We start from the raw sequence: 24141 nt of genomic DNA, 5'->3' as shown, positions 1-24141 counted from the left end.
CGGGACCGACCACCACCAGACAGTGGGTGAGAGAGTTGAACGCAGACCTCAGGACCCGGCTGGGCGGCTGGGAGCTGCCCAACCCCGTGGTCACCGCCGCAGGGTGCGCCGGATCGGGCCGCGAGCTGGCCCAGTTCTTCGACATCGCCTCGATCGGCGCCGTCACCACCAAGTCGGTGATGCTGGAACCCCACGCCGGGCGCCCCTCACCGCGCATGGCCGAGACGCCCAGCGGGATGCTCAGCACGACGGGGATGCAGGGCCCGGGAGTGGACGTGTTCCTCCAACGGGACCTGCCCTGGCTGCTCTCCCGAGGCGGGCGGGCGATCGTCTCCGTGGCGGGCACCGGCATGGCCGAGTTCGGCGAACTCGCCAGGCGCGTCTCCGCCGCCGACGGGGTGAGCGCGATCGAGGTCAACCTCTCCAGCCCGGACCCGTCCGACCCCGCCGGGCGCCGCTACGTGGACGACGCCGCCCAGGCCGCGGCGGTGGTGCGCACGGTGCGCTCCCACACCCGTTCGGGGCTGCCGGTGCTGGCCAAGCTCGCCGCCGACGTCCCCGACGTGGTGGAGCTGGCCGCCGCGTGCGTGGAGGCGCGCGCGGACGGGCTGTCCATGGTCAACACCGTGCGCGGCATGGCCGTGGACACGCGCACGCTGCGCCCGGCGGTGGCCGGGGGGATGGGAGGACTGTCGGGGCCGGCGATCCGCCCGCTGGCGGTGGGGTGCGTCTACCGGGTGCACGAGGCGCTCCCGGACGTGCCCATCGTCGGGATGGGCGGGGTCCGCACGGGCGCCGACGTGATGGAGTTCATGGCGGCCGGGGCCTCCGCGGTGGCGGTCGGCACGGTCAACTTCTCCGACCCCTCGGCGTGCGCCCGGGTGCTCCGCGAGTTCACCGAGCTGTTGGAGGCCCGCGGGCTGAGGCGGGCCGCCGACCTGGTGGGCGCCGCGCACCGGACGGGTGTGGGGGCGTGACAGGTCGGGTACGCGGCGCACAAGGGCCCTGACCGGCCTGAACGGCGTTCAGATGGCGCTGTGCGACCAAACACGCGCAATTGGTCTCTACCACTGTCCTGACCGCTACGTCCCGTCTGCGGCCGTCTGGGAGGCCGTTACGGGGAAGTGACACGGTTGGGGCGCATGAAGCGGCCCATCCGGGGAATCGCACACTTGATGGTGTGCACATGACAGGGAACGTGCATTCTCAGGTGCCGCGGTAAGCACGTCCGCAAGTACGTCCGTGCCTTGCACGCGCCGACCCCGGTCGGCGGCACACGATGGGAGATACCGACATGACCGAGACCAGCGCGCCCTCCGCGCCCATCGCCGTGGCGCTCGACGCCAGGGACCTGGAGACCGCGGCCACCTGGGCCTCCGCGGTCGCGCCGCACGTGAGCACGGTCAAGGTGGGTCTGGAGCTCTACCTGCGCTACGGGCCCGACGTGGTCAGCGCTGTGCGCGGAGCCAGCCGGGTGGGGGTCTTCCTCGACCTGAAGCTGCACGACATCCCGGCCACGGTCGCCGGCGCCGCGCGAAGCGTCGCCGGCCTGCGTCCCTCGATCCTGACGGTCCACGCCGGGGGAGGGGCGGACATGGTCCGGGCCGCCGTGGAGGCCGCGCCGGAGACCAGGATCGCCGCCGTGACGGTGCTCACCTCCATGGACGAGGGCGACCTGGAGCAGGTGGGGCTGCTCGGCCCGACCCGCGACGCGGTGCGGCGCCTGGCCGTCATGGCGGTGGGCGCCGGGGCACGCGCGCTGGTCTGCTCGCCCCATGAGGTGGCCCTGCTCCGCTCCGAGGTCGGACCGGACGTCACCCTCATCACGCCGGGCGTGCGCCCGGCGGGGGCGGACAAGGGCGACCAGTCGCGCGTGGCGACACCGGAGGAGGCCTTGGCGGCGGGCGCGGACCTGCTGGTCATCGGCCGCCCCATCACCCGAGCGCCGGACCCGGGGGCGGCGGCGGCCTACCTCGCGGCGGCCGTGCGCAGGGCGGGCGTGCGCGTCTAGGGAGCGAAGGGCGGGGGCGCCGCGCGGGCGCCCATCGACGGTGTCCGGAGGTGTTGGGCCAAGGGATCGACGGATCGGGGAGACGAACCGGTGCACAGGGGTTCGACAGGGCCGATTATGTGTCGCTGTCGGTTACTAATTCGGCGTGTCCGAAACTTGCCGTGTACTGCCGGGAGTGACCCGCGTCACCCCTGTGTGACCTGCGCTGGTGGCACCCTTCGTACTTCCTTCAATCGGGACTAAAGTCCTGGTTTTCGTCTCGCAGTGCAGTCGAATAACAACTCTCAGTAGTTAGTTCGACGAAATAGCCGCTGAAAGGGCACTTTGCGTTGCCTAACAGGGGTCAGACCTACTAACTTGCGCAGGCGTCCGCCCTCTACAAACGAGTAGAAAACCGAGGTGACCCGGCGTGGCCCTTCCTCCCCTGACACCCGAACAGCGCACCGCGGCTCTGGCCAAGGCCGCCAAGGCCAGAAAAGAGCGCGCGGAGGTCAAGAACAAACTGAAGAACGGCGGCATCTCGCTGTCCGAGGTCCTTTCCAACGGCCTCAAGGACGACGTCATCGGCAAGATGAAGGTTTCGGCGCTGCTCGAATCCCTTCCCGGCGTCGGCAAGGTCCGGGCCAAGCAGATCATGGAGCGGCTCAACATCGCCGAGTCGCGCCGTGTCCGCGGTCTGGGAACCAACCAGCGCGCCGCCCTCGAGGCCGAGTTCGGCGACCTCACCAAGTAGCACCAGGCAGTACCCGCAACACCCAGCAGTACCGAGCAGCACCTGAACGCAGTGCACCGGTCCGCCGCGTCCCCCACAGCCGCGGCGCACACCACGCCGCGACAGCGGCCGACCCCCGGTGAGCCAGGACGGGCCGCGGTCGGCGGACGGGTGGCCCCAGGTCACGACCGTCCGCCGTGCCGCGGCCCTGTGTTTGTCCCGGGCGCGGTGTGTTGCGGGGCGGGTGGTGACCGTCGGCCGTGCCGCGGCCCTGTGTTTGTCCCGGGCGCGGTGCGTTGTGGGGCGGGTGGTGACCGTCGGCCGTGCTGCGGCCCTGTTTACCCCGGGCGCGGTGTGTTGCGGGGCGGGTGGTGACCGTCGGCCGTGCTGCGGCCCTGTTTACCCCGGGCGCGGTGTGTTGCGGGGTGGGTGGTGACCGTCGGCCGTGCTGCGGCCCGGTGGTATAAAGGAAGCTTCCCGCGACCGTACGCGGACACCCCGCACACCAGACCGCCCGCACGGTGACGGCGCCCGGACCGGCTTCGGCCCGCCGGAGCGCGACGCGAGGGCCACGGCCCCGCCCGTGGCGGGCGGGCCCGAAGGGAAGCCTCGAACACACATGCCCGATCCCGGATCCCAGTCCCGCCCGGCGCAGAAGCGGCTGACCGTGCTGTCCGGACCCTCGGGTGTGGGCAAGAGCACGGTGGTGGCCCACCTGCGCCGTGAGAACCCCGACGTGTGGCTCTCGGTCTCGGTCACCACGCGCCGACCCCGCCCGGGCGAACAGGACGGCGTCCAGTACCACTTCGTCACCGACGAGGAGTTCGACCGCCTCGTCGCCGAGGACCAGCTCCTGGAGTGGGCCCAGTTCGCGGGCAACCGCTACGGCACCCCGCGCCGTCCCGTCGAGGAGCGCCTGCGCGCCGGAGTGCCCGTCCTGCTGGAAATCGAGCTCCAGGGCGCCCGCCAGGTGCGCGAGTCCATGCCCGACGCCCTGCACGTCTTCCTCGCCCCTCCCTCCTGGGAGGAATTGGTGCGCCGCCTCACCGGACGCGGCACCGAGTCCGACGAGGTGATCCAGCGCCGCCTGGACGTGGCCAGGGTCGAGCTGGCCGCCGAGAAGGAGTTCGACACCACCCTCGTCAACACGTCCGTGCGGGAAGTGGGCGACGAGCTGCTAGCGTTGATCACCGCGCCCAAGGTGTGATAGCGGCCGGCCCCGCAGGGTCCGCGCCGTCCGCGCCGCGCCGGGAACCGTCCCGACGGCGCCCCAACGTCCGTCCACCGCGGCTCCGCGACGAGCCGCGGACCATTCCTGGGGGTAATCAAGTGGCTGGTACCGAGCCCGTCGCCGAAGGCATCACCAACCCGCCGATCGACGATCTGCTGGAGCTGGTGGACAGCAAGTACAGCCTGGTCACCATGGCCTCCAAGCGGGCCCGCCAGATCAACGCCTACTACGCCCAGCTGGGCGAGGGCCTGCTGGAGTACGTCGGCCCGCTGGTGGAGACCCAGGTCCAGGAGAAGTCGCTGTCCATCGCGCTGCGCGAGGTCAGGTCCGGCCTGCTCACCGCGGAGCCCTACGAGGGTTCCTGACCCGCCTTCCCCGCGTGCCCGCGAGCCCGCACGGGGCTCGGGACCGCCCGCCGCGCCCCTGGCGCGCGCGGGGCGGCCTGGGGCTGGTAGAACTCCTTTCTGTGAGTGACACAAACGTTCCCCGCGTGGTCCTCGGCGTCGGCGGCGGCATCGCCGCCTACAAGGTCTGCGAACTGCTGCGCCGCCTGACCGAGTCCGGCCACCGGGTCCGGGTCGTGCCCACCGCCGAGGCCCTGCGCTTCGTCGGTGAGCCCACCTGGGCCGCCCTGTCCGGCCAGCCCGTCGCCACCGGCGTGTGGGACGGGGTCCACGAGGTCCCGCACGTGCGCATCGGCCAGGAGGCCGACCTGGTGTTCGTGGCCCCGGCCACCGCCAACATCCTCGCCAGGGCCGCCGCGGGCCTGGCCGACGACCTGCTCACCAACACCCTGCTCACCGCGCGCTGTCCGGTGGTGTTCGCGCCCGCGATGCACACGGAGATGTGGGAGCACCCCGCCACGCGGGCCAACGTGGCCACCCTGCGCTCGCGCGGCGCCGTCGTCCTCGATCCGGCCGTGGGCCGCCTGACGGGCGCCGACACCGGACGCGGGCGCCTGCCCGAGCCCTCCGAGCTGTTCGAGGCCGCCCGTCTCGTGCTGCGCCGCGGCACCGCCGCGCCCGACCTGGCCGGACGTCGCGTGGTCGTCTCCGCCGGCGGCACCCGCGAGGCCGTCGACCCGGTCCGCTTCCTGGGCAACCACTCCTCGGGCAAGCAGGGGTACGCCCTGGCGCGCACCGCCGCCGCCCGCGGCGCCGACGTGACCCTGGTCGCCGCCAACGTCTCCCTGCCCGACCCGGCCGGGGTGCGCGTCGTGCGGGCGGGCTCGGCCGTGGAGCTGGCCGAGGCCGTGGAGGCCGAACGCGTCGGCGCGGACGCGATCGTGATGAGCGCCGCGGTGGCCGACTTCCGGCCGGTCGCCAGCGCCGCCTCCAAGATCAAGAAGAGGCCCGGCGCGTCCCCCGCGCCGATCGAGCTGGCCGAGAACCCCGACATCCTCGCCGGGCTGGTCGCCTCCCGCGACGCCGAGGGGCTGGCGCAGACCGTCGTGGGCTTCGCCGCCGAGACCGACGACGTGATCGCCAACGGCCGCGCCAAACTGGCGCGCAAGGGCTGCGACCTGCTCGTGGTCAACCAGGTCGGCGGCGGGCGCGCGTTCGGGACCGAGGACAACCAGGCCGTCATCCTGGGCTCGGACGGCAGCGCGGTGGACGTGCCCACCGGGCCCAAGGAGGACCTCGCCGACCGCGTCTGGGACCTGGTCCTGCCGCGCCTGGGCTGAAGCGCCCGCCCGGCGGGGCCCGGCCGAACCGCGGGTTCCCAGGACTGGATTCCCACCGCTGAGTACGTCACACTTCAACGTGCACCCGTGACGACCGGGGAGGTCGTCCGCGGGGTGCCCGCCCCCAGCAGTCCCGTTACAGTGGACCGATAACCAACCCCGTCGGTCGGTATTGGCCGCCCCGGCAGGCAGCCGGGGGCGCCCGTGCCGCACCGGCACATGTCAGCCAGCAGCCGCTGCAAGGAGTCACGCAACGTGTCCCGCCGCCTTTTCACCTCCGAGTCGGTCACCGAAGGCCATCCCGACAAGATGGCCGACCAGATCAGTGACGCGATCCTCGACGCGATGCTCACCCACGATCCGCGCAGCCGGGTCGCGGTCGAGACGCTGATCACCACCGGTCAGGTCCACATCGCGGGCGAGGTCACCACCCAGACCTACGTCGACATCCCCGCCATCGTGCGCGGAAAGATCCTCGAGATCGGCTACGACTCCTCCGCCAAGGGGTTCGACGGTGACTCCTGCGGGGTCAACGTCTCCATCGACGCGCAGTCCCCCGACATCGCCCAGGGCGTCGACACCGCCTACGAGGCGCGCGTCGACAACGAGGACGACGCCCTCAACCGGCAGGGCGCGGGCGACCAGGGCCTGATGTTCGGCTACGCCAACCGCGAGACGCCCGAGCTCATGCCGCTGCCGATCAAGCTGGCGCACTCCCTCTCCGAGCGCCTGGCCGGGGTCCGCCGCAACGGCACGGTGCCCTACCTGCGCCCGGACGGCAAGACCCAGGTCACGGTCGAGTACGACGGCCAGACCCCGGTCCGCCTCGACACCGTCGTGGTCTCCAGCCAGCACTCGGCCGACATCAACCTCGACGAGATGCTCGCCCCCGACATCCGCGAGCACGTGATCGAGCCGGTCGTGGCCGCCTACGGCTTGGAGTCCGACGACTACCGGCTCCTGGTCAACCCCACCGGCAGGTTCGAGATCGGCGGCCCCATGGGAGACGCCGGCCTCACGGGCCGCAAGATCATCGTGGACACCTACGGCGGCTACGCCCGCCACGGCGGCGGCGCCTTCTCCGGCAAGGACCCGTCGAAGGTGGACCGTTCGGCCGCCTACGCCACCCGCTGGGTCGCCAAGAACATCGTCGCGGCCGAGCTCGCCGAGCGTGCCGAGGTCCAGGTGGCCTACGCCATCGGCAAGGCGCACCCGGTCGGCGTGTTCATCGAGACCTTCGGCACCGAGAAGGTCGCGCCGGAGCTGATCGAGAAGGCCGTCAAGGAGGTCTTCGACCTGCGTCCGGCCGCCATCGTGCGCGATCTGGACCTGCTGCGCCCGATCTACTCCCGCACCGCCGCGTACGGCCACTTCGGCCGTGAGCTGCCCGAGTTCACGTGGGAGAGCACCGAGCGCGCCGCCGCGCTGCGCTCCTTCGTGGGCGTCTGACCCGCATCCGCGGCGCCGGTCCCCGCGAGGGGGCCTGGGGGCGCGCACGGCCGTCACCGGCCGCGCGCGCCCTTTCGCGTGTTCCGGGTTCCTCCGCATGGCGCACGATCGAAGTGACTACTCCGTGTTATTCCGTATAGACGTAATGTCATTTCTGTGCTCGTACGCGGAGGAGACCATGGCCGTAGCAACGGCGGTGTCTGCGGTGGGGCTGGTGGCCCTGCTCGCCCTGCCCGGCACCCACCACGCACCCGACGGGTCGGGAGGCAGGGGAGGGGAGGTCGTGCCCGGCGCGGACAGCCTGCACGTGGCCCTGGAGTCCCGCTCCGAAGCGCAGCGGCTGGGCCCGGGCGACCGGATCCACTACACGGTCGACGTGCGCAACGATGGTGACGAGGCGGTGTCCGGGGCCGAGATCGTGCAGTTCCTGCCCCCGACCGTGCGCTACGTCTCGGGGACGTCCGGGGCCGAGCCGGGGGAGGGGCGGGTGACCTGGTCGCGGTCCCTGGAGCCCGGCGCCCGCGCGAGCATGCGGTTCACCGGAGAGGTCACCGGGGTCCGCGGCGGGGGAGAGCACCCGGTCGCCACGGTCTGCGCGCGCCCGGAACCGGGAGCGGTGCTGGTCTCCTGTGACGCGGCCGTGCACCGAGTCCACGCGGCGGTGCCGCCGGTGTGGGTGGTCACGGGACTGGCCTTCGCGGCCTCGGTGGCGCTGTGCGTCGGCGGCCTGGCGCGCCACCGCAACACCCGGGACCTTCGGGAGGGGGAGCCCGAGGCGCGGACGGCGCCCGTCCGCGCGGACGTCGGAGCGGAGAAGGCGGTCTTGGGCGCGGCCCGGGAGCCCGCCGGGGCCGGAACCGCCGCGGCGGCGGAGGGGACCGCGGACCGGCCGCGGATCGTGCTGGAGACGCTGATCCTCCACCGGGCGGCGCCCGTCCCCGCCACCGCGCGCGGTGCCCGGGTATCCGGCTCGGACACGGGGGAGAACGAACCGGGAGGGGAGCACGGGACCGCACGCGTGCCCGACGCCGGGGCGCGGCCCGAGGCCGGTCCCCGGTCCGGGTCGGAGCCGGTGCCCGCCGGGACCGCGCACGCGCCCGCGGAGGAGCCCGAACCGGTCGCCGGGCCGCGCGGCTGACCCGGGGCCGCGCAAACGGACGGGCCGCGCCCAGGGGCGCGGCCCGTCCGGCGGGCTCAGCTCAGCTCGTCGAGGGCCTTCTCCGCCTCGGCCAGCCACGAGCGGCGGGCCTCCAGCGCGTCCTCGTACTCCCTGACGCGGCGCTCGTCGCCCCTGTCCCTGGCCTTGGCGAGCTTGGCCTCCAGGTCGGCGATCGCCGCCGCCAGCTGCGCGGCCGTGTCCCTGGCGCGGGCCCGCGCCTCGGGGTTGCTGCGCTCCCACTCGGCGTCCTCGGCCCGGCGCACGCCGTCCTCGATCTGGCGGAAGGCGCCCTCCAGCTGGTCGCGCACGTCGCGCGGCAGCTCACCGGCCTCCTCCCAGGCGTCCTGGAAGTCGCGCAGCCGCGCGCGCGCCCGGCGCGGGTCGGAGATCTTCGGGATCTCCGTCCGGGCCTCGGCCAGGATCCGCTCCTTGGCCTCGGCGTTGACCCGCAGTTCGGCGTCGCGCTCGGCGAAGGTCGCGTTGCGCGCGTCGAAGAAGGTGTCCTGCGCGGCCTTGAAGCGCGTCCACAGCTTGTCCTCGCTCGCCCGGTCCGCCCGGCCGCTGCGCTTCCAGCGCTGCATGAGGTCGCGGTAGGCGCGGGCGGTGGCACCCCAGTCGGTGGAGCCCGACAGGGCCTCGGCCTCCACCACGATGCGCTCCTTCTCCACGCGCACCGACTCGCGCTCCTGGTCCAGGTTGGCGAAGTAGGCCTTGCGCCGCTTGGAGAAGGAGTTGCGCGCCGCCGACATGCGCTTCCACAGCGCCTGCTCGGTGGGCCGGTCGGCCCGCGGGGCCTTCTTCCACTCCTCGATGAGCTGGAGCATCCGCTCACCGCCGGACTTCCAGTGCGTCGTCTCCACCGCGACCCGCTCGGCCTCGGCGACGATGCGCTCCTTGACTTCCCGGGCCTGGCCGCGCGCCTGCTCCTGGGCCTGCTTCTGCTCGACCTTGCGCTCCTCGGCACGGCCCGCCAGCGCGTCCAGGCGCCCCATCAGCGACTCCAGGTCGCCGACCGCGTTGGCCTCCCGGACCGCGTCGCGCAGCTTGTCGATGTTCGACATCGCGGCGGAGGCGGACAGGTCGGTGTTGCGGAGCCGGTTCTCCAGCAGCTCCACCTCGGTGACCAGGGAGTCGTACTTGCGCCGGAAGAAGGCCAGAGCCTCCTCCGGCGCCCCCGCCTGCCACGATCCGACGACCCGCTCGCCTTCGCTCGTGCGCACGTAGACCGTGCCTTCGTCGTCTACGCGGCCCCAAGGGTCCGTGGTCACCGTGTCCTCCTGCTGTCATGAACCCGGCCGTGGGGCGGGTTCGGGTCGTCGCGTCGCACTCCTCGCCGGTTCGCGATGGGAACCACCGTGCTGAGCACGATATCCCCGCGATCCGGTGGGAGGCGCCGCGCCGTGAATTCACGTCTGCGCAGATCACGCGGGTCCGCGCGTCCTCGGGCGCGGGGTACGGGCCGCCCTCCCGCCCAGCGCTGGCGCAGGTCGGGGCCCCGGCACGCACCAAGGACGGTGACCAATATGGCATTACCACGCGGTTTGGCAAAGAGGCCAGCCGCGCGCGGTGATCGAATGGTGATCAAACGCGTACCCGGGCACGACGACCGGGTCGCCGCCCCCGTCCCGCCTCGATAGGCTGCACCCGGGGGACGCTGCGTCCGGACCGGGACCCGCCGCCCCGCGACCGCGCACCCGACCGAGGACAGGACGACATCCGCCGTGCTCATCGCCGCACTTCCCACCGGGCCCCTCGCCGCGAACTGCTACGTGCTCGCACCGGCCCCGGGCGGCGACTGCGTCATCGTCGACCCCGGCCAGGAGGCCACCGAACAGGTCGACAAGGTCTTGGCCGAGCACGGGCTGGCCCCCGTCGCGGTGCTCCTCACCCACGGCCACTTCGACCACGTGTGGTCGGCCGCCGACCTGTGCGCGCGCCACGGCGTCCCCGTCCACCTGCACGCCGCGGATCGCGGCCTGCTCACCGAGCCCGCCTCGGGGGTGGACCCCGGTTTCGCCGCGCAGTTGTCCGCCCTGCTGGGCCCGGGCCCCCACACCGAACCCGAGCACCTGGTCGAGGTCAGCGGCGGCGACACCCTCACCCTGGCCGGACTGGACTTCGGGGTCGAGCACACCCCCGGCCACACCCCCGGATCGGTCGTGTACACGGTGACCGCGGAGGACGGCGTCCCCGTGATGTTCGCCGGGGACCTGGTCTTCGCCGGTTCCATCGGCCGCACCGACTTCCCCGGCGGCGACCACGCCGCCATGCTGCGCAGCCTCGCCAGCGCCGTGCTGGGCCGTCCCGACACCACCCAGATCCTGCCCGGCCACGGCCCGGCCACCACCGTCGAGCGCGAGCGCGCCACCAACCCCTACCTGCGCGACATCACCGGCTGACCCCGTGTCCAGGCCGCCCTCTCCGTCCCGCTGGAACGACGTATGACCACCCCACACCACCGAGGCGCCCGCCGCCCGAGCGCGCCCGCGCGGCCGCACGGCGGACGAGATACCCGCACCGGCGCCGCCTGAGGGCGGTCGGCCGGTGGCTTCGCACGCCCTTCCCCCGGCCCTTCCCCCCGCCGGGTGCCCGAAGGCCGTGTGCGCAGGATCTGGCCCGCACCCGAGCGCAGGTCGGGCACACTTGACACGAACAGAGACGCTGAAGGAGTAGTCCGTTGATACGCACGCATGAGGCAGGTGCGTTGCGCGCCGAGCACGCAGGCGCGACCGTCGTCCTCGCCGGTTGGGTGGCACGCCGCCGCGACCACGGCGGGGTGGTCTTCCTCGACCTGCGCGAGGCCTCCGGGGTGGTCCAGGTCGTCGTCCGTGAGGACGACCTCGCCCACGACCTGCGCGCCGAGTACTGCGTCAAGGTCACCGGCTCGGTCCGAGTCCGCCCCGAGGGCAACGAGAACCCCGAGATCCCCACCGGCGCCGTCGAGGTCGTCGCCGACGAGATCGAGGTGCTCAGCGAGGCCGCGCCACTGCCCTTCCAGCTCGACAGCGCCGCCGACGTGGCCGAGGAGACCCGGCTGCGCTACCGCTACCTGGACATCCGCCGCCAGGAGATGGCCGACAACCTGCGCCTGCGCTCCAAGGCGACCTACGTCGCCCACGAGGTCATGCGCGACCTGGGGTTCACCTACGTGGAGACCCCCTACATGACCCGCTCTACGCCTGAGGGCGCCCGCGACTTCCTCGTTCCGGTCCGCCTCCAGCCGGGCCACTGGTACGCGCTGCCGCAGTCCCCGCAGCTTTTCAAGCAGCTGCTCATGGTCGGCGGCATGGAGCGCTACTACCAGCTCACCCGCTGCTTCCGCGACGAGGACCTGCGCGCGGACCGCCAGCCGGAGTTCACCCAGATCGATCTGGAGATGAGCTTCGTCGACGAGGAGGACCTCTTCGCCGTCGGCGAGAAGCTGTTCACCCGCCTGCTGCGCGAGGTGCGCGGGGTCGAGCTGCCCGCGAGCTTCCCGCGCATGCGCTACGCCGAGGCCATGGACCGCTTCGGCTCCGACAAGCCCGACCTGCGCTTCGGTCAGGAGCTGGTCGAGGTCACCGCCTACTTCGCCGACACCCCCTTCCGGGTCTTCAAGGCCCCCTACGTGGGCGCCGTGGTCATGCCGGGGGGCGCCTCCCAGACCCGCAAGGAGCTGGACGCCTGGCAGGAGTGGGCGCGCTCGCGCGGCGCGAAGGGCCTGGCCTACGTGCTCGTCCAGGAGGACGGCTCCCTGGGCGGCCCGGTGGCCAAGAACCTCTCCGAGGCCGAGCGCGGGGGCCTGGCCGCCCAGATCGGCGCCGCGCCGGGCGACGCGGTGTTCTTCGCCGCGGGCGCCCGGACCGCGAGCCAGGAGCTGCTGGGCGCGGCCCGCCTGGAGATCGGCAGGCGCTGCGACCTGATCGACACCTCCCGGTGGGAGATCCTCTGGATCACCGACATGCCCCTGTTCGAGGAGGCCGACGAGGAGGGCTCCTGGAAGCCGGTGCACCACCCCTTCACCGCCCCGGCGGTGCAGGACGAGGCCGACTTCCAGGACCACCCGGGCAGCACCGACTCCCGCGCCTTCGACCTGGTGCTCAACGGCTACGAGCTGGTCTCGGGCTCCATCCGTATCCACCGGGCCGAGATGCAGCAGCGGATCTTCGACGTCATCGGCCTGAGCAAGGCCGAGGCGGAGTCGAAGTTCGGCTTCCTGCTGGAGGCGTTCAAGTTCGGCCCGCCGCCGCACGGCGGCCTGGCCGTGGGCTGGGACCGCATCGTCATGCTGCTGGCCGGTCAGCCGACCATCCGCGAGGTCATCGCCTTCCCCAAGACCGCCTCGGGCGGCGACCCGCTGACGGGCGCGCCCACGCCGATCACCGCTGAGCAGCGGTCCGAGGCCGGGGTGGACACCGACCCCGAGGCCGAGGAGCGGGAGAAGCGGAAGTAGGGGCCGCCGGTCCCGTCGGGGGAGGCTCGCGCCGGGCGCGAACCTCCCCCGACTCGTGTACCGGGGGAGGTTCGGCGAACCCCGCCCGGGCCCGCCCTCGGGCCGCCCCGGGACCGAAGAATTTCGCGGCCCCCGCCAGGTGCCCGAATTCATCCCATTCCGAACCTGTCTCATTCGGTCACTCGACGAAAACGGTCGGTTGTCGGGCGTCATGGAGGGGTGTCCGCGTGGCCGGACACGGACTCGGTACCCCGGTACGGATGCGCGGGCAGCCGTCATCCCCTACCGTTGAGGGCGAATCACCCCTTCCGAGCCGCGATGAGAACGTGTTGTGGAGTGGACACGGACCTCACGGGGACACCCCCGATCGCGGGCGGAAGTGGTGGCGGAGTGCATTCTGCGCTGTTGAGTCACACGGGCGTAACGATTTCGGTCCTGTGGTCGCTCGGGTGCGACCCCGGGTGCGGAATCGGCCGCCCTCCCGTCGCGCCGATGGAGTACGCGGGTCCGCGTCCAGCCAGGTCACACGGACGCCGGACGGCGCGTGCGTCGGCCCTGCCCCCGTTCCGGCACCAGATCCGGTCCAGCCCCGGACACTAGACTGAGCCGGTCGGAACGTTTCAAGGGTGACCGCGCCTGCGCGCGGGTGTGACGTCCGAGACGACATGAGGATGAGTCATACGTGAACGGAAAACGCGCTTCAGGCGATGGTTCCGAGAGCGCTCTCGCGGAGGCGTTCTCCCACGCCCCCGAGCCCATGGCGCTCGCCCTGGCCGACGGCGCGATCGTGCACGCCAACCTGGCCTTCACCGAACTCTTCGGCCGCGACGCCTCCGATCTCGCCGGAGGGGCCTGGTTCGACCTCCTCGACGGTGACGACGCGCAGCGCGGCGCCCGCGCCCATGACGAGGCCCTCGCCGGGCACCGGGGCCGCCGGTCCCGCCTGCGCCTGAACATCGCCGACAAGGCCGCCCACCTGGTGGAGGCCGAGCTGCGCCCCCTGCCCGGGGGCGGGCCGGAGGGCGCCCGCGCGGTCGTCCTGCTGCACGTGCTCTCCACCGAGGAGGCCGACCTGCGCGTGATCGGCGAGCTGCGCACCGACAACTCCGACTCCGTGCTGTGGAGCCTGGACCCGGTCAGCGGACGCCTGCGCGAGATGTTCGGCCCCACCCCGCTCGGCGCGCTGCTGGCCGGGAACGACCGCGAACTCGAACGCATCCTGGAGCGCGTCCACCCCGACGACATCGCCCGTGTGCGCGACGCCATCTCCGCCTCCTTCGCCGGACGCGACTACGAGCAGCGCTTCCGCGTCTTCGACCGCCTCGGCGACGAGCGCTCCCTGCACGTGCGCGCCCGCTACGTGCCCGGCGACCCCGACCGCCTCGTGGGCATCGTCGACGACGTCACCGAGCACGTCCAGCTCGTGCGCCGCCTCGCCGACCGCCGCCGCACCGAGGCCGAGCACGGCCGCCTGGTCACCGAGCTGTCCTCCAAACTCGTCTCGGCCACCACCGTCGACAAGGTCATGGATCTGCTCAGCGAGGAGTTCCTGCCCATCTTCGGCGGGGTCCAGGCCGTCGCCCTCTACGTCGAGAACGGGCTGCTGCGCAGCTCGCCCAGCGCCCACGCCAAGAGCGCCACCAGCAACATCGACCGCATAGACGGCCGCCGCGCCGACGACACCGACTTCCCCATGGGCGCGGTCATCCAGGACCGCCAGCCCCGCTTCTTCGAGAGCCGCGCCGAGATCATCAGCCGCTTCCCCGCCGCCGTCGAACTCATGCGCCAGGTGCGCGGCCAGGCCTGGGCCACCGTGCCCATCTTCGGTGACGGCAAGGTCGCCCTGGGCGTGTGGCAGATGGTCTGGGACCGCCCACACCACGCCAGCCGCGACGAGCGGGCCCTCATGCTCACCTTCGCCGGACTCGCCGGGCAGGCCCTCCAGCGCATCAAGGCGCAGCAGGCCGAACTGGAGCTGGCCGACGCGGTCCAGCGCCGCATGCTGCCGCGCCAGGTGGCCAGCTTCCCCGACATGGACATCGCCACCAAGTACCTGCCCTCCCGCGCCGACTGGCGCATCTGCGGCGACTTCTACGACGTCATCGAACTCCCCGAGAACAAGGTCGGCCTCCTGGTCGGCGACGTCCAGGGGCACGGCGTCGAGGCGGCGGCCGCCATGGGACAGATCCGGGTGGCCTTCCGCGCCTACGCGACCAACCAGTCCGACCCCGGCGTCGTCCTGGGCGAGACCAACCGCCTGCTCACCGAGACCGGCGAGATCGTCTTCGCCACCTGCGGCTACCTCGTCGTCGACCGCGAGAGCGGCGTCATGCAGGCCGCCTGGGCCGGACAGCCGCCGGCCGTCCTGGCCACCCGCGAGGGCTACCAGCTCTGGGAGCCCGAGACCGGCCCGCCGCTGGGCGTGCTCTCCGATCCCGAGTACACCGTCACCACCCGCATGCTCCCGCCCGGCACCGCCCTGCTGCTGTGCTCCGACGGACTCGTGGAGAGTTCCGAGGTGCCCATGGGACAGGGGCTGGCCAGGGTCGGCGCGGCGCTCTCCGAGCACTACGAGAACCCCGAGGCCGCCGCACACGTCATCGCCGAGATGGCCCCGGCCGGGCGCGGCGACGACATCGCCCTGCTCATCACCCGCATGATCCCCTCCGCCGAGCCCGCGCGGGACCGCGCCGCCGTGGCGACGACGACCTGACCGGTGCCCCCGGCGGCCTACCCTGGACAGGTGTCCGACACGCTCTTCGACGACGCCGGCGCGGAGGCCGCCAGGGGCCAGGAACCGCTCGCCGTGCGCATGCGCCCCCGCACCCTCGACGAGGTCGTGGGCCAGCGCCACCTGCTCGGGGAGGGCAGCCCGCTGCGCCGCTTGGTCGAGGACGACGCGCCCATGTCCGTGTTCCTGTGGGGCCCGCCCGGCACCGGCAAGACCACCCTGGCCACCGTGGTCAGCCGCGTCACCAAGCGCCGCTTCGTGGAGCTGTCCGCCGTCAACGCCGGGGTCAAGGACGTGCGCGCCGTCATCGACGACGCCCGGCGCCGCATGGGCATGCACGGCACCCGCACCCTGCTCTTCGTGGACGAGGTCCACCGCTTCAACAAGACCCAGCAGGACGCGCTGCTGCCCGCCGTGGAGAACCGCTGGGTCAGTTTCATCGGCGCCACCACCGAGAACCCCTTCTTCTCCGTGGTCAGCCCCCTGCTGTCGCGTTCGCTCCTGCTGTCCCTGGAGTCGCTGGAGGACGCCGACGTCCGAGCCCTGGTGGACCGGGCGCTGGCCGACGAGCGCGGGCTCGACGGGCGCTACACGCTCTCCGACGAGGGCGCGGACCACCTCGTGCGCCTCGCGGGCGGCGACGGCCGCCGCTCCCTGACCTACCTGGAGGCCGCCGCTCTCGTCGCGGGCGCCCCCGGCACGGAGCCGGTCACCATCACCGCCGAACACGTCGAACGCGCCGTGGACCGGCACGCCGTGCGCTACGACCGCTCCGGCGACCAGCACTACGACGTCGTCAGCGCCTTCATCAAGAGCATGCGCGGCTCCGACCCCGACGCCGCCCTGCACTACCTCGCCCGCATGATCGAGGCGGGCGAGGACCCCCGCTTCATCGCCCGCCGCGTGGTCGTGCACGCCAGTGAGGACGTCGGCATGGCCGACCCCACCGCCCTGCAGACCGCCGTGGCCGCGGCCCGGGCCGTTGAGCTCATCGGCATGCCCGAGGCCCGCATCAACCTCGCCCAGGCCGTCATCCACATCAGCCTGGCCCCCAAGTCCAACGCGGTCGTCTCCGCCATCGACGCCGCCGTGGCCGACGTGCGCGCCGGCCTGGCCGGGCCCGTCCCCGCCCACCTGCGCGACGGCCACTACCGGGGCGCCGCCGAACTCGGCCACGGCAAGGGCTACCGCTACGCCCACGACTTCCCCGGCGGCGTCGCCCCCCAGCGGCACGCCCCCGAGGGGCTCGCCGACCGCGAGTACTACCGGCCCACCCAGCACGGCGCCGAACGGCGCTTCGGCGAGGTCCTCCAGCGCATCAAGGAGGTCCTGCGGGGCAGCGGTCAGCGCGGCTGAACGCCGGGGGAGCGGCCCGCGGTACCGGCGCGCGTGCGGCGGACGGCGCCCGGCCGCCGCACGCCCCCGGGAGGGCGCGCCGGGGAACGGGCGCCCGCACCGCTGAGGTCAGTCGGTGAACAGCTCCGTCACCCGCACGATCTCGCGGGGCCCCCCGCCCCCCTCCCCGGCGGGTTCGGCGAAGGTCACCTCCACGATGACCACCGGGCCCCACGACAGGTAGTCGACGAAGTCGCTCCCGGTCAGCTCCCAGGTGCCGCGGCCCTCCTCGTCGATGAACAGGTGCTCGGGCGCGGCGCAGAACTTGGCGCAGAGCACCTCGGCGTCGGGGGCGACGACGGCCTCACCCGGATCCCCGGCCGCGTCCCACTGCTCGGCCCAGGCCGCGTGGCTGGGGATGCCCTGGCCGCGGACCGGCTCGTCCTCGCGGTCGACGGGGGTGTAGACCCAAGGCCCCGTGTCGGGGGACTCCTGCTCGGCGGGGTCGAACCGCACCACCAGGGTCAGCGGGTCCTCCTCGGCGACGGGGCTCGGCGACGCGGACCCCTCACCGGCGGCGTCCGCGACCAGGGCGTCCCCCTGCTCGGGGGCGAGCAGCCGCGAGACGCCCCAGACGCCGCCGCCGACCAGCGCCAGCGCGAGTACCGCGCTCGCGGCCAGGAACACGGCCCGTGCGGGGCGCCGGTTGGACATGCGCCCCTCCAACCGGATCACCTCGGGCACCCGCGCGGGGGGCTCCACCGCGTGCCACTCCCGCTCCAGGATGCGCGCCAGCTCGTCGCGGTCCGGTGCGGCGGACGCGCCTGCGACGGGGGAGGTCCCGCCGCCCTCCGCGGCGTTTTGCGCCTGCCACACCGCGATGACCGCGCCGATCACCTCACGCAGGCTGGGGCGGCCGTCCGGGTCGGGGTCCAGGGAGCGCCCGACCACCGGCCGCAGCCCCTTGGCCAGGCCGGTCAGGTCGAAGGAGCCCCTCGCGGCGCGCTCGGCGATCTCCTCGGGCTCCCCGGGGCCGAAGGGCAGGCGCCCGGTCCCGGCGAACGCGACCACGGCGCCCCAGGCGAACACGTCGGCGGCGGGCGTGGCCGCCCCGCCGCGGAAGCGCTCGGGGCTCAGCCAGGTCGCCCCCGACCCGCGCATGCGCTCGGGGGATGCCACGACCGCGCACTCCATGATGTGCGGGCCGCGCGACTCCAGCAGGATCTCGCTGGGGCGCAGCGACCCGTGCGCCACGCCCCGCGCGTGCAGCGCGGACAGCCCTTCGGCCAGGCCGGTGGCCAGCGCGATGAGCTTGCCGGTGCCCAGCCCGCCGCGCTTGGTGACGAAGTGGGACAGCCGCTCGCCCGCCATGTAGGGCATGGACAGCCACGGGGGGTTGGCGTCGCTGTCGAAGGCCAGGGGGACGACCACGCGCGCGGAGCCGACGTTGGACAGGGCCCGCAGCCGCCGCTCCAGCGCGGGGTAGGCGTCAGCGGAATCCAGTTCGGCGGATGTGAGGACCTTCACTGCCACCAGGCGGTCGTCCGCGCTCGCGGAGGCGGTGTCCACGGCCGCGTAGACGGTGCCGCTGCCCCCCTGTCCCAGCCGTCCGAGGACGAGGTAGGGACCGATCCGCGATGGGTCGTCCGGATAGAGGGGGGCCAGGTCCGGCGGTACCAGTACGGAGATCTCTCGGGGAGAACGAGGGCTCATGAGCGTCCTGTCGATGCTTCTGGGGCCGAGGGGCGGCTGAGTGTCCGCACATCGTAGTCAGCTTTTCGGAAGGACCGGGCTTGCGGCCGATTGTCCCCCAGGAGGTGCGCGGCGTCGATCCCCGTGGCCCGGAGCGGCCGTCCCGCGAAGGGTTCGGACGCGCCGTGGCACCCTCACCCGCGCGGAGGCGGGACACGATAGGGTCGGCCGAAACCGGCCCGTCCCGCGCGGACCGAAGGGGAGGATCCGCCGAGTCAGGGAACGCCCGCCCGCGGCTCCCGACCCGGCGCGGCCGCCGGCTTCCCCCGGCCCCCGGTTCCGGCGCGTGCCCGAGGGGCCGCCGCACACCCTCGAAGTCACCCTCTATCTGCCCACGGAGCCCGCATGCTTACCGGAGGAGAGGTCGCCGCGCTCGTCGCCGCGGTGGTCTGGGCGGTGCTGGCCACGTTCATGTGCGTGGCGCTCGTCAAGCTCATCAAGCTCATCAACGAGGCGACCAAGGTCGTGTCGGAACTGGGGGACCGCACTCCGCCCCTGCTGGACGACGTCGCGTCAACGGTAGAGCGCACCAACACCTCGCTGGAACGGGTCGAGGAGATCACCGCCAACGTGCAGGCCAGTTCCGAGGACGTCTCCACGATGACCGCGCTGACCCGCTCGGTGCTCACCGGCCCGCTGGTGAAGGCGGCATCGCTGTCCTACGGGGTGCGCCGCGTCCTCGGCCAGCGCAGGGCCCTGGCGGTCGTGCGCACCCGCAGGAGGAAGGCGAACCGGTGATCGGCAGACTGTTCTACCTCGCCGCGGGGGCCGCCATCGGCGGTTACGCGGTCCACCGCGTCCACCGCGCCCGGCGCTCCCTCACCCCGGGCGGCATCGCCGAGCGGGTGGAGGGCCGGGCAAGCGAGTACCGGGGCGCCCTGCGCGAACTCAACGAGGACCTGGCCGACGCCGTGCGCGAGCAGGAGGAGGAACTCCTGCGCCGCTACGCCCCGCGGAAGGGGAGCCGGTCCCTGCCCGGGGCCGACGACCGCGGGCTGCCCGGGGCCGGTTAGACAGTGTTTTTTGGACCTCCGCTTCGCTTCGGTCCGTGTCCGGGCGCCCGGAGCACGGGAACCTTCGGCGCCTACGGCGGGTTCGCCCGTTTCCCGCGAACCCGCCCCGGCCCCTCCAGAACCCCGTGGGCGCCCGAACCGACCCCCCACAAGCTGAGAGCGGTTCAAAAAACAGGCTCTAGCCCGCCCCCGCGCCGCCGCGCCGCCGCGCAGTGGGCGCCTGTGGACGACGGGGCCCGGCGGTGGTCGGCGGCGATAGCCTGGGAACAACCGGACCGCCGCCGTCGTCCTGATCAGGACGGCCCCGGCGGCCACCCGCAAACCACGCGCGCCGGTAGCGCGGTTCCCTCTACGATGGGCGCCTACCGACCACGCGTGACCACGGTCCCGGCAGGGACAGCCACGTCGCCCAGGGCGGCGGAGCCGAGCAGCAGGAGGGCATCAATGGAGACGGCAGAGATCGCGCGCCGCTTCCTCAGTTTCTTCGAGAAGAACGGACACACCGTCGTGCCCTCGGCAAGCCTCATCGCCGAGGACCCCACGCTGCTGCTGGTGCCCGCAGGCATGGTCCCGTTCAAGCCCTACTTCCTGGGTCAGCGCACGCCCCCCCACGTCACCGCCACCAGCGTCCAGAAGTGCATCCGCACCAAGGACATCGAGGAGGTCGGCAAGACCTCCCGGCACGCCACGTTCTTCCAGATGCTGGGCAACTTCTCCTTCGGCGACTACTTCAAGGAGCGGGCGATCCCGCTGGCCTGGGAGCTGGTCACCACGCCCGTGGAGGAGGGCGGCTTCGGCATCGACCCCGAGAAGCTGTGGGTCACCGTCTACCTCGACGACGACGAGGCCGAGGCGATCTGGCGCGACAAGGTGGGCGTGCGGCCCGAGCGCATCCAGCGCATGGGCAAGGAGGAGAACTACTGGGACATGGGCGTGCCCGGTCCCTGCGGCCCCTGCTCCGAGATCTTCTACGACCGCGGTCCCGAGTACGGCGTCGACGGCGGCCCCGAGGCCGACGAGGACCGCTACATCGAGATCTGGAACCTCGTCTTCATGCAGTACGAGCGGGGTGAGGGCAGCGGCAAGGAGTACCCCATCCTCGGGGAGCTGCCCAAGAAGAACATCGACACCGGCCTGGGCCTGGAGCGCCTCGCGGCGGTCCTGCAGGGCGTCGACAACATCTACGAGACCGACATCATCGGCCGCGTCCTGCACCGCGCCGCCGAGCTCACCGGCACCCGCTACGGCGACAACCAGGAGCAGGACGTCATGCTCCGCGTGGTCGCCGACCACGTTCGCAGCGCCGTCATGCTCGTCGGCGACGGCGTGCGGCCCGGCAACGAGAAGGCCGGGTACGTCCTGCGCCGCATCCTGCGCCGCTCCATCCGCAACCTGCGTCTGCTCTCGGGCACCGACACCGCCTTCATGCACGAGCTGACCGAGGTCAGCATCGACGCGATGAAGGACATCTACCCCGACCTGCTGGACCGGGCCGACGTCATCCACGGTGTGATCGACACCGAGGAGCGCAACTTCGCGGAGACCCTGCGCGCGGGCACCGCGCTGTTCGGCCGCGCCGCCGAGCGCACGCGCGCCGGGGGCGGCACCGTCTTCTCCGGGTCGGACGCCTTCCAGCTCCACGACACCTACGGCTTCCCCATCGACCTCACCCTGGAGATGGCGGCCGAGCAGGGCCTGTCCGTGGACGAGTCCTCCTTCCGCGAGCTCATGCAGCGCCAGAAGGACACCGCCAAGGCCGACGCCAGGTCCAAGAAGCTCGGCAACGCCGACATCTCCCTGTACGCGCGGATGCTGGAGGGCGCGGGGGAGACCGACTTCCTCGGCTACACCGAGTCCGAGAGCGAGTCGCGCGTCAAGGGCATCGTCGTGGACGGCGTCTCGGCGCCCGCGGCCCGCGCGGGGGACAGGGTCGAGATCGTCCTGGACAGCACCCCGTTCTACGCCGAGAGCGGCGGCCAGCTCGCCGACACCGGCACGCTGACCGTGGACGGCCGCGGCGTGGTGGACGTGGAGGACGTGCAGAAGCCGCTGCCCGGCCTGTTCGTGCACCGCGGCACCGTCCGCTCCGGCGAGGTCGTCCTGGACGACACCGTGCACGCGGGCATCGACACCGGCCGCCGCCACGCCATCGAGCGCTCGCACTCGGCGACCCACCTCATCCACTCCGCGCTGCGCAACGCGCTGGGCCCGTCCGCCGGTCAGGCCGGTTCGGAGAACCGCCCCGGCCAGTTGCGCTTCGACTTCACCGCCGACAGCGCCCTGGGCGGCGAGCGCCTGGCCGAGGTCGAGGAGGAGGTCAACACCGTCCTGGCGGGCGACATCCCGGTCCAGACCGAGGAGAAGAGCCTGGACGAGGCGCTGAAGATGGGCGCCATGGCCATGTTCGGCGAGAAGTACGGCGACCGCGTACGCGTCGTGGAGATGAGCGACTACTCCGTCGAGCTGTGCGGCGGAACCCACGTGCCCTCCACCGCGAGGCTGGGCATCGTCAAGCTGCTCGGCGAGTCCTCCATCGGCTCGGGCGTGCGCCGGGTGGAGGCGGCGGTGGGCGTGGACGCCTTCCGGCGCCTGTCCAAGGAGTCGACACTGGTCGGGCAGCTGTCCGAGCAGCTCAAGACCCCGCGCGAGGAACTGCCCCAGCGCATCGACTCCATGGTCTCCCGGCTGCGCGTCGCCGAGCGGGAGATCGAGAAGCTGCGCGCCGCCCAGGTGCTCCAGGCGGCCGGTTCGATCGCCGAGGGCGCCCGCCGCCACGGCGCCGCGCTGGTCGTGGCCGCCCCGGCGCCGGAGGGCGCCGGCGGCGACGACCTGCGCAAGCTGGTGCTGGACGTGCGCGACCGCCTCGGCGAGGACGAGCCCGCGGTCGTGGCGATGACCGCCGTGCCCAAGGACCGCCCGGTCGTGGTGATCGCGACCAACAAGGCCGCGCAGAAGGCCGGGATAAAGGCGGGCGAGCTGGTGGGCATCGCGGCCCGCGCGCTCGGCGGCGGTGGCGGCGGCAAGCCCGACATCGCCCAGGGCGGAGGAAGCGACGCCAGCAAGGTGGACGAGGCGCTGCGCGCCGTCGAGGAGCGCGTCGCCAGGGGGTAGACGGAGGGTTTCGACGGGCGTGCGCGGTACCTGCGCCGCGCACGCCCGACGCGTGTGCGCGGGCGTGACGAGGACCACCGGGACCGGCTGTTTCACCGGGCGCGCCAGCCGAACCCCGCATGGACGCGAAATGAATATGCAAAGCAACCAAGCGTGACTGTGCGGAGGATTCCACGGCGCTCGGGCACGCTGCTCCCCACGGACCCGGACCCGCCGCCACCTGCGGAGGGACCGTCCCGGTCCCGGTTCGCGTGCACCGCGGCGGCGTTCGTCCGCGCAGCGGCGGCTCCCGGGTGTTTTACACTCTGACGGAGCGCGTCCGCCCCGGACCCCGCCGGAACCGCCCCGTACGAGGCGGCCGACGCGGCCCGCGGCCCCGCACGGCGCCCAACACCGTTGAGGCTGCGTGCTGTCATCGAATCGGGCATACTGTGGCGCGTCACAGCCGATCACACGGCTGTCTGTGCGGAGATTCCCGCGATCCAGCTGACGAACAGGACCACCGTGTTGAGGATTTCCCAGCCGCGGTCCCGTGTCCGCAACGGCACGGCCCGCCCGAGCACCGCTTCCGGTTCCGGGAAGAGGTCCTCGTGAGGCACGGTGTGCGCCTGGCCGTCGACCCCGGCAACGCACGCATCGGAGTCGCCGCGAGCGACCCCAGCGGCATGCTCGCCAGCCCGGTCGAGACCGTCCGGAGGGGAAAGGGCGACACGCAGCGCATCGCCCTGCTGGTCCTGGAAAGGCAGGCACGGGAGGTCGTGGTGGGCTACCCCGCCTCGCTGTCTGGGGAGGAGGGCCCGGCGGCCCGCTCCGCGAGGGAGTTCGCGCGCACGCTCGCCGCTCTCCTGCACCCCGTCCCCGTCCGTCTGGTCGACGAACGCCTCACCACGGTGACCGCCCAGAGCCAACTGCTCTCCGGCGCCTCCTTCGCCGCCAAGGGAGCCAGGGGCGGGCGGGCCCGCAGGTCGGTCATCGACCAGGCCGCCGCCACCGTGCTCCTCCAGAGCGCCTTGGACCAGGAACGGTCAACAGGCCATCCCCCGGGCGAGATCGTCCGCTCCAGCCAGGGAGAATGATGAACGACAGGGATGACTACCCCGACACTCCCTACCGTGGGCGAGCCGACCGCGAGCGCGGTTACGACCACGACCCGCTCAGCGGCCCCCCGTCCGCGCAGCCGCCCTCGCGCGGCCGCAGGGCGCGCCCCGAACCGGCGGGCTGGAACGAGGACACCGGCGCGGGTGATTCCCGCCCGTCCCGGAACGCGTCCCGCGGCGGCGGGTACGACCCGCTGAGCCCCGAAGGCCAGACCTCCGGGCGCCGCCACCGCGCCGAGCCGCCCCCGGAAGGCTCTTCCGGCCCCTCCGGTCCCTCGGGCCCCGCCCGGCGCGGCGGTGCGGCCGACGCCCTGCGCGGCGGACGAGCCGCCCGCTCCAGCGCTCCCCGCCGTCAGTCCCAGGAGGCGCCCCGGCCCCAGGAACCCGCGCCGCCCCGCTCCCAGGGCCCCGCCCGCTCCCGTGG

Annotated in this window: 18 protein-coding genes and 1 pseudogene; 17 read left to right on the top strand and 2 right to left on the bottom strand. The window is 73.0% G+C overall.

What is annotated here, in order from left to right; translation table 11 throughout:
* The first annotated feature begins 35 nt into the window (after positions 1-35).
* The 8 genes from ABD54_RS12725 to ABD54_RS12690 all read left to right on the top strand — a co-directional run bounded on the left by ABD54_RS12725 (position 36) and on the right by ABD54_RS12690 (position 8225).
* Positions 36-977, top strand: coding sequence for a dihydroorotate dehydrogenase (locus ABD54_RS12725; protein ID WP_047869678.1), 942 nt, complete (start codon positions 36-38; stop codon positions 975-977).
* 317 nt (positions 978-1294) lie between these two features.
* Entirely contained in the window at positions 1295-2011 is a 717-nt protein-coding gene (gene pyrF / locus ABD54_RS12720) for an orotidine-5'-phosphate decarboxylase (RefSeq protein WP_047869677.1), read from the top strand.
* A gap of 409 nt (positions 2012-2420) precedes the next feature.
* Positions 2421-2744 (top strand): integration host factor, actinobacterial type, encoded by a 324-nt coding sequence (gene mihF / locus ABD54_RS12715; RefSeq protein WP_017565056.1) that lies wholly within the window; start codon positions 2421-2423, stop codon positions 2742-2744.
* A gap of 598 nt (positions 2745-3342) precedes the next feature.
* Complete coding sequence (gene gmk, locus ABD54_RS12710; RefSeq protein ID WP_047869676.1) at positions 3343-3930, top strand: guanylate kinase; 588 nt, start codon at positions 3343-3345, stop codon at positions 3928-3930.
* Between the two features lie 122 nt (positions 3931-4052).
* A complete protein-coding gene (rpoZ, locus tag ABD54_RS12705) occupies positions 4053-4319 on the top strand; it encodes a DNA-directed RNA polymerase subunit omega (RefSeq protein WP_013154112.1) in 267 nt (88 codons plus the stop codon).
* A 125-nt stretch (positions 4320-4444) separates the two neighbouring features.
* Complete coding sequence (gene coaBC / locus ABD54_RS12700) at positions 4445-5638, top strand: bifunctional phosphopantothenoylcysteine decarboxylase/phosphopantothenate--cysteine ligase CoaBC (protein WP_047869675.1); 1194 nt, start codon at positions 4445-4447, stop codon at positions 5636-5638.
* 255 nt (positions 5639-5893) lie between these two features.
* Positions 5894-7087, top strand: a complete 1194-nt coding sequence (metK, locus tag ABD54_RS12695; RefSeq protein WP_047869674.1) for a methionine adenosyltransferase — start codon at positions 5894-5896, stop codon at positions 7085-7087.
* A gap of 178 nt (positions 7088-7265) precedes the next feature.
* Positions 7266-8225, top strand: a complete 960-nt coding sequence (locus tag ABD54_RS12690) for a DUF11 domain-containing protein (protein WP_047869673.1) — start codon at positions 7266-7268, stop codon at positions 8223-8225.
* A gap of 56 nt (positions 8226-8281) precedes the next feature.
* On the opposite strand, the gene ABD54_RS12685 is transcribed toward ABD54_RS12690, so the two are convergent.
* On the bottom strand, positions 8282-9514 hold the full coding sequence (locus ABD54_RS12685) for a DUF349 domain-containing protein (protein ID WP_047869672.1): 1233 nt from the start codon (positions 9512-9514) through the stop codon (positions 8282-8284).
* Between the two features lie 453 nt (positions 9515-9967).
* Here ABD54_RS12685 and ABD54_RS12680 point away from each other — a divergent pair, with 453 nt between their 5' ends.
* From ABD54_RS12680 to ABD54_RS12665, 4 genes are all read left to right on the top strand, one after another.
* A complete protein-coding gene (locus ABD54_RS12680; protein ID WP_047869671.1) occupies positions 9968-10645 on the top strand; it encodes an MBL fold metallo-hydrolase in 678 nt (225 codons plus the stop codon).
* A gap of 278 nt (positions 10646-10923) precedes the next feature.
* On the top strand, positions 10924-12678 hold the full coding sequence (gene aspS / locus ABD54_RS12675) for an aspartate--tRNA ligase (protein WP_047869670.1): 1755 nt from the start codon (positions 10924-10926) through the stop codon (positions 12676-12678).
* A gap of 682 nt (positions 12679-13360) precedes the next feature.
* Positions 13361-15391, top strand: a complete 2031-nt coding sequence (locus ABD54_RS12670) for a SpoIIE family protein phosphatase (RefSeq protein WP_047869669.1) — start codon at positions 13361-13363, stop codon at positions 15389-15391.
* Between the two features lie 30 nt (positions 15392-15421).
* Positions 15422-16765, top strand: a complete 1344-nt coding sequence (locus ABD54_RS12665) for a replication-associated recombination protein A (protein WP_047869668.1) — start codon at positions 15422-15424, stop codon at positions 16763-16765.
* Between the two features lie 108 nt (positions 16766-16873).
* Here ABD54_RS12665 and ABD54_RS12660 read toward each other — a convergent pair whose 3' ends face one another.
* Positions 16874-18457 carry a serine/threonine-protein kinase gene (locus ABD54_RS12660; protein ID WP_047869667.1) on the bottom strand — a complete coding sequence of 528 codons (1584 nt, stop codon included), beginning with the start codon at positions 18455-18457 and terminating at the stop codon, positions 16874-16876.
* A gap of 384 nt (positions 18458-18841) precedes the next feature.
* On the opposite strand from ABD54_RS12660, the gene ABD54_RS12655 reads away from it, so the two are divergent.
* From ABD54_RS12655 to ABD54_RS28320, 5 genes and pseudogenes are all read left to right on the top strand, one after another.
* The gene (locus ABD54_RS12655; protein WP_013154102.1) at positions 18842-19234 is read left to right on the top strand and encodes a DUF948 domain-containing protein; all 393 of its coding nucleotides are present in this window, start codon (positions 18842-18844) and stop codon (positions 19232-19234) included.
* The gene (locus ABD54_RS12650; protein WP_047869666.1) at positions 19231-19509 is read left to right on the top strand and encodes a hypothetical protein; all 279 of its coding nucleotides are present in this window, start codon (positions 19231-19233) and stop codon (positions 19507-19509) included. The genes ABD54_RS12655 and ABD54_RS12650 overlap by 4 nt, the downstream gene beginning before the upstream one ends.
* Positions 19510-19953: 444 nt before the next feature.
* Positions 19954-22620 carry an alanine--tRNA ligase gene (alaS, locus tag ABD54_RS12645; protein ID WP_047869665.1) on the top strand — a complete coding sequence of 889 codons (2667 nt, stop codon included), beginning with the start codon at positions 19954-19956 and terminating at the stop codon, positions 22618-22620.
* 590 nt (positions 22621-23210) lie between these two features.
* Positions 23211-23696 carry a Holliday junction resolvase RuvX gene (ruvX, locus tag ABD54_RS12640; RefSeq protein ID WP_047869664.1) on the top strand — a complete coding sequence of 162 codons (486 nt, stop codon included), beginning with the start codon at positions 23211-23213 and terminating at the stop codon, positions 23694-23696.
* Positions 23696-24141: pseudogene (locus ABD54_RS28320) on the top strand (hypothetical protein); the annotation flags it as partial. The gene ruvX and the pseudogene ABD54_RS28320, both read left to right, overlap by 1 nt.

This window comes from Nocardiopsis sp. RV163 (assembly GCF_001029525.1).
Lineage (GTDB): Bacteria > Actinomycetota > Actinomycetes > Streptosporangiales > Streptosporangiaceae > Nocardiopsis > Nocardiopsis dassonvillei.
Note: the sequence above shows the minus strand (reverse complement) of the source record. Positions and strands in the feature narration are given on the sequence as shown.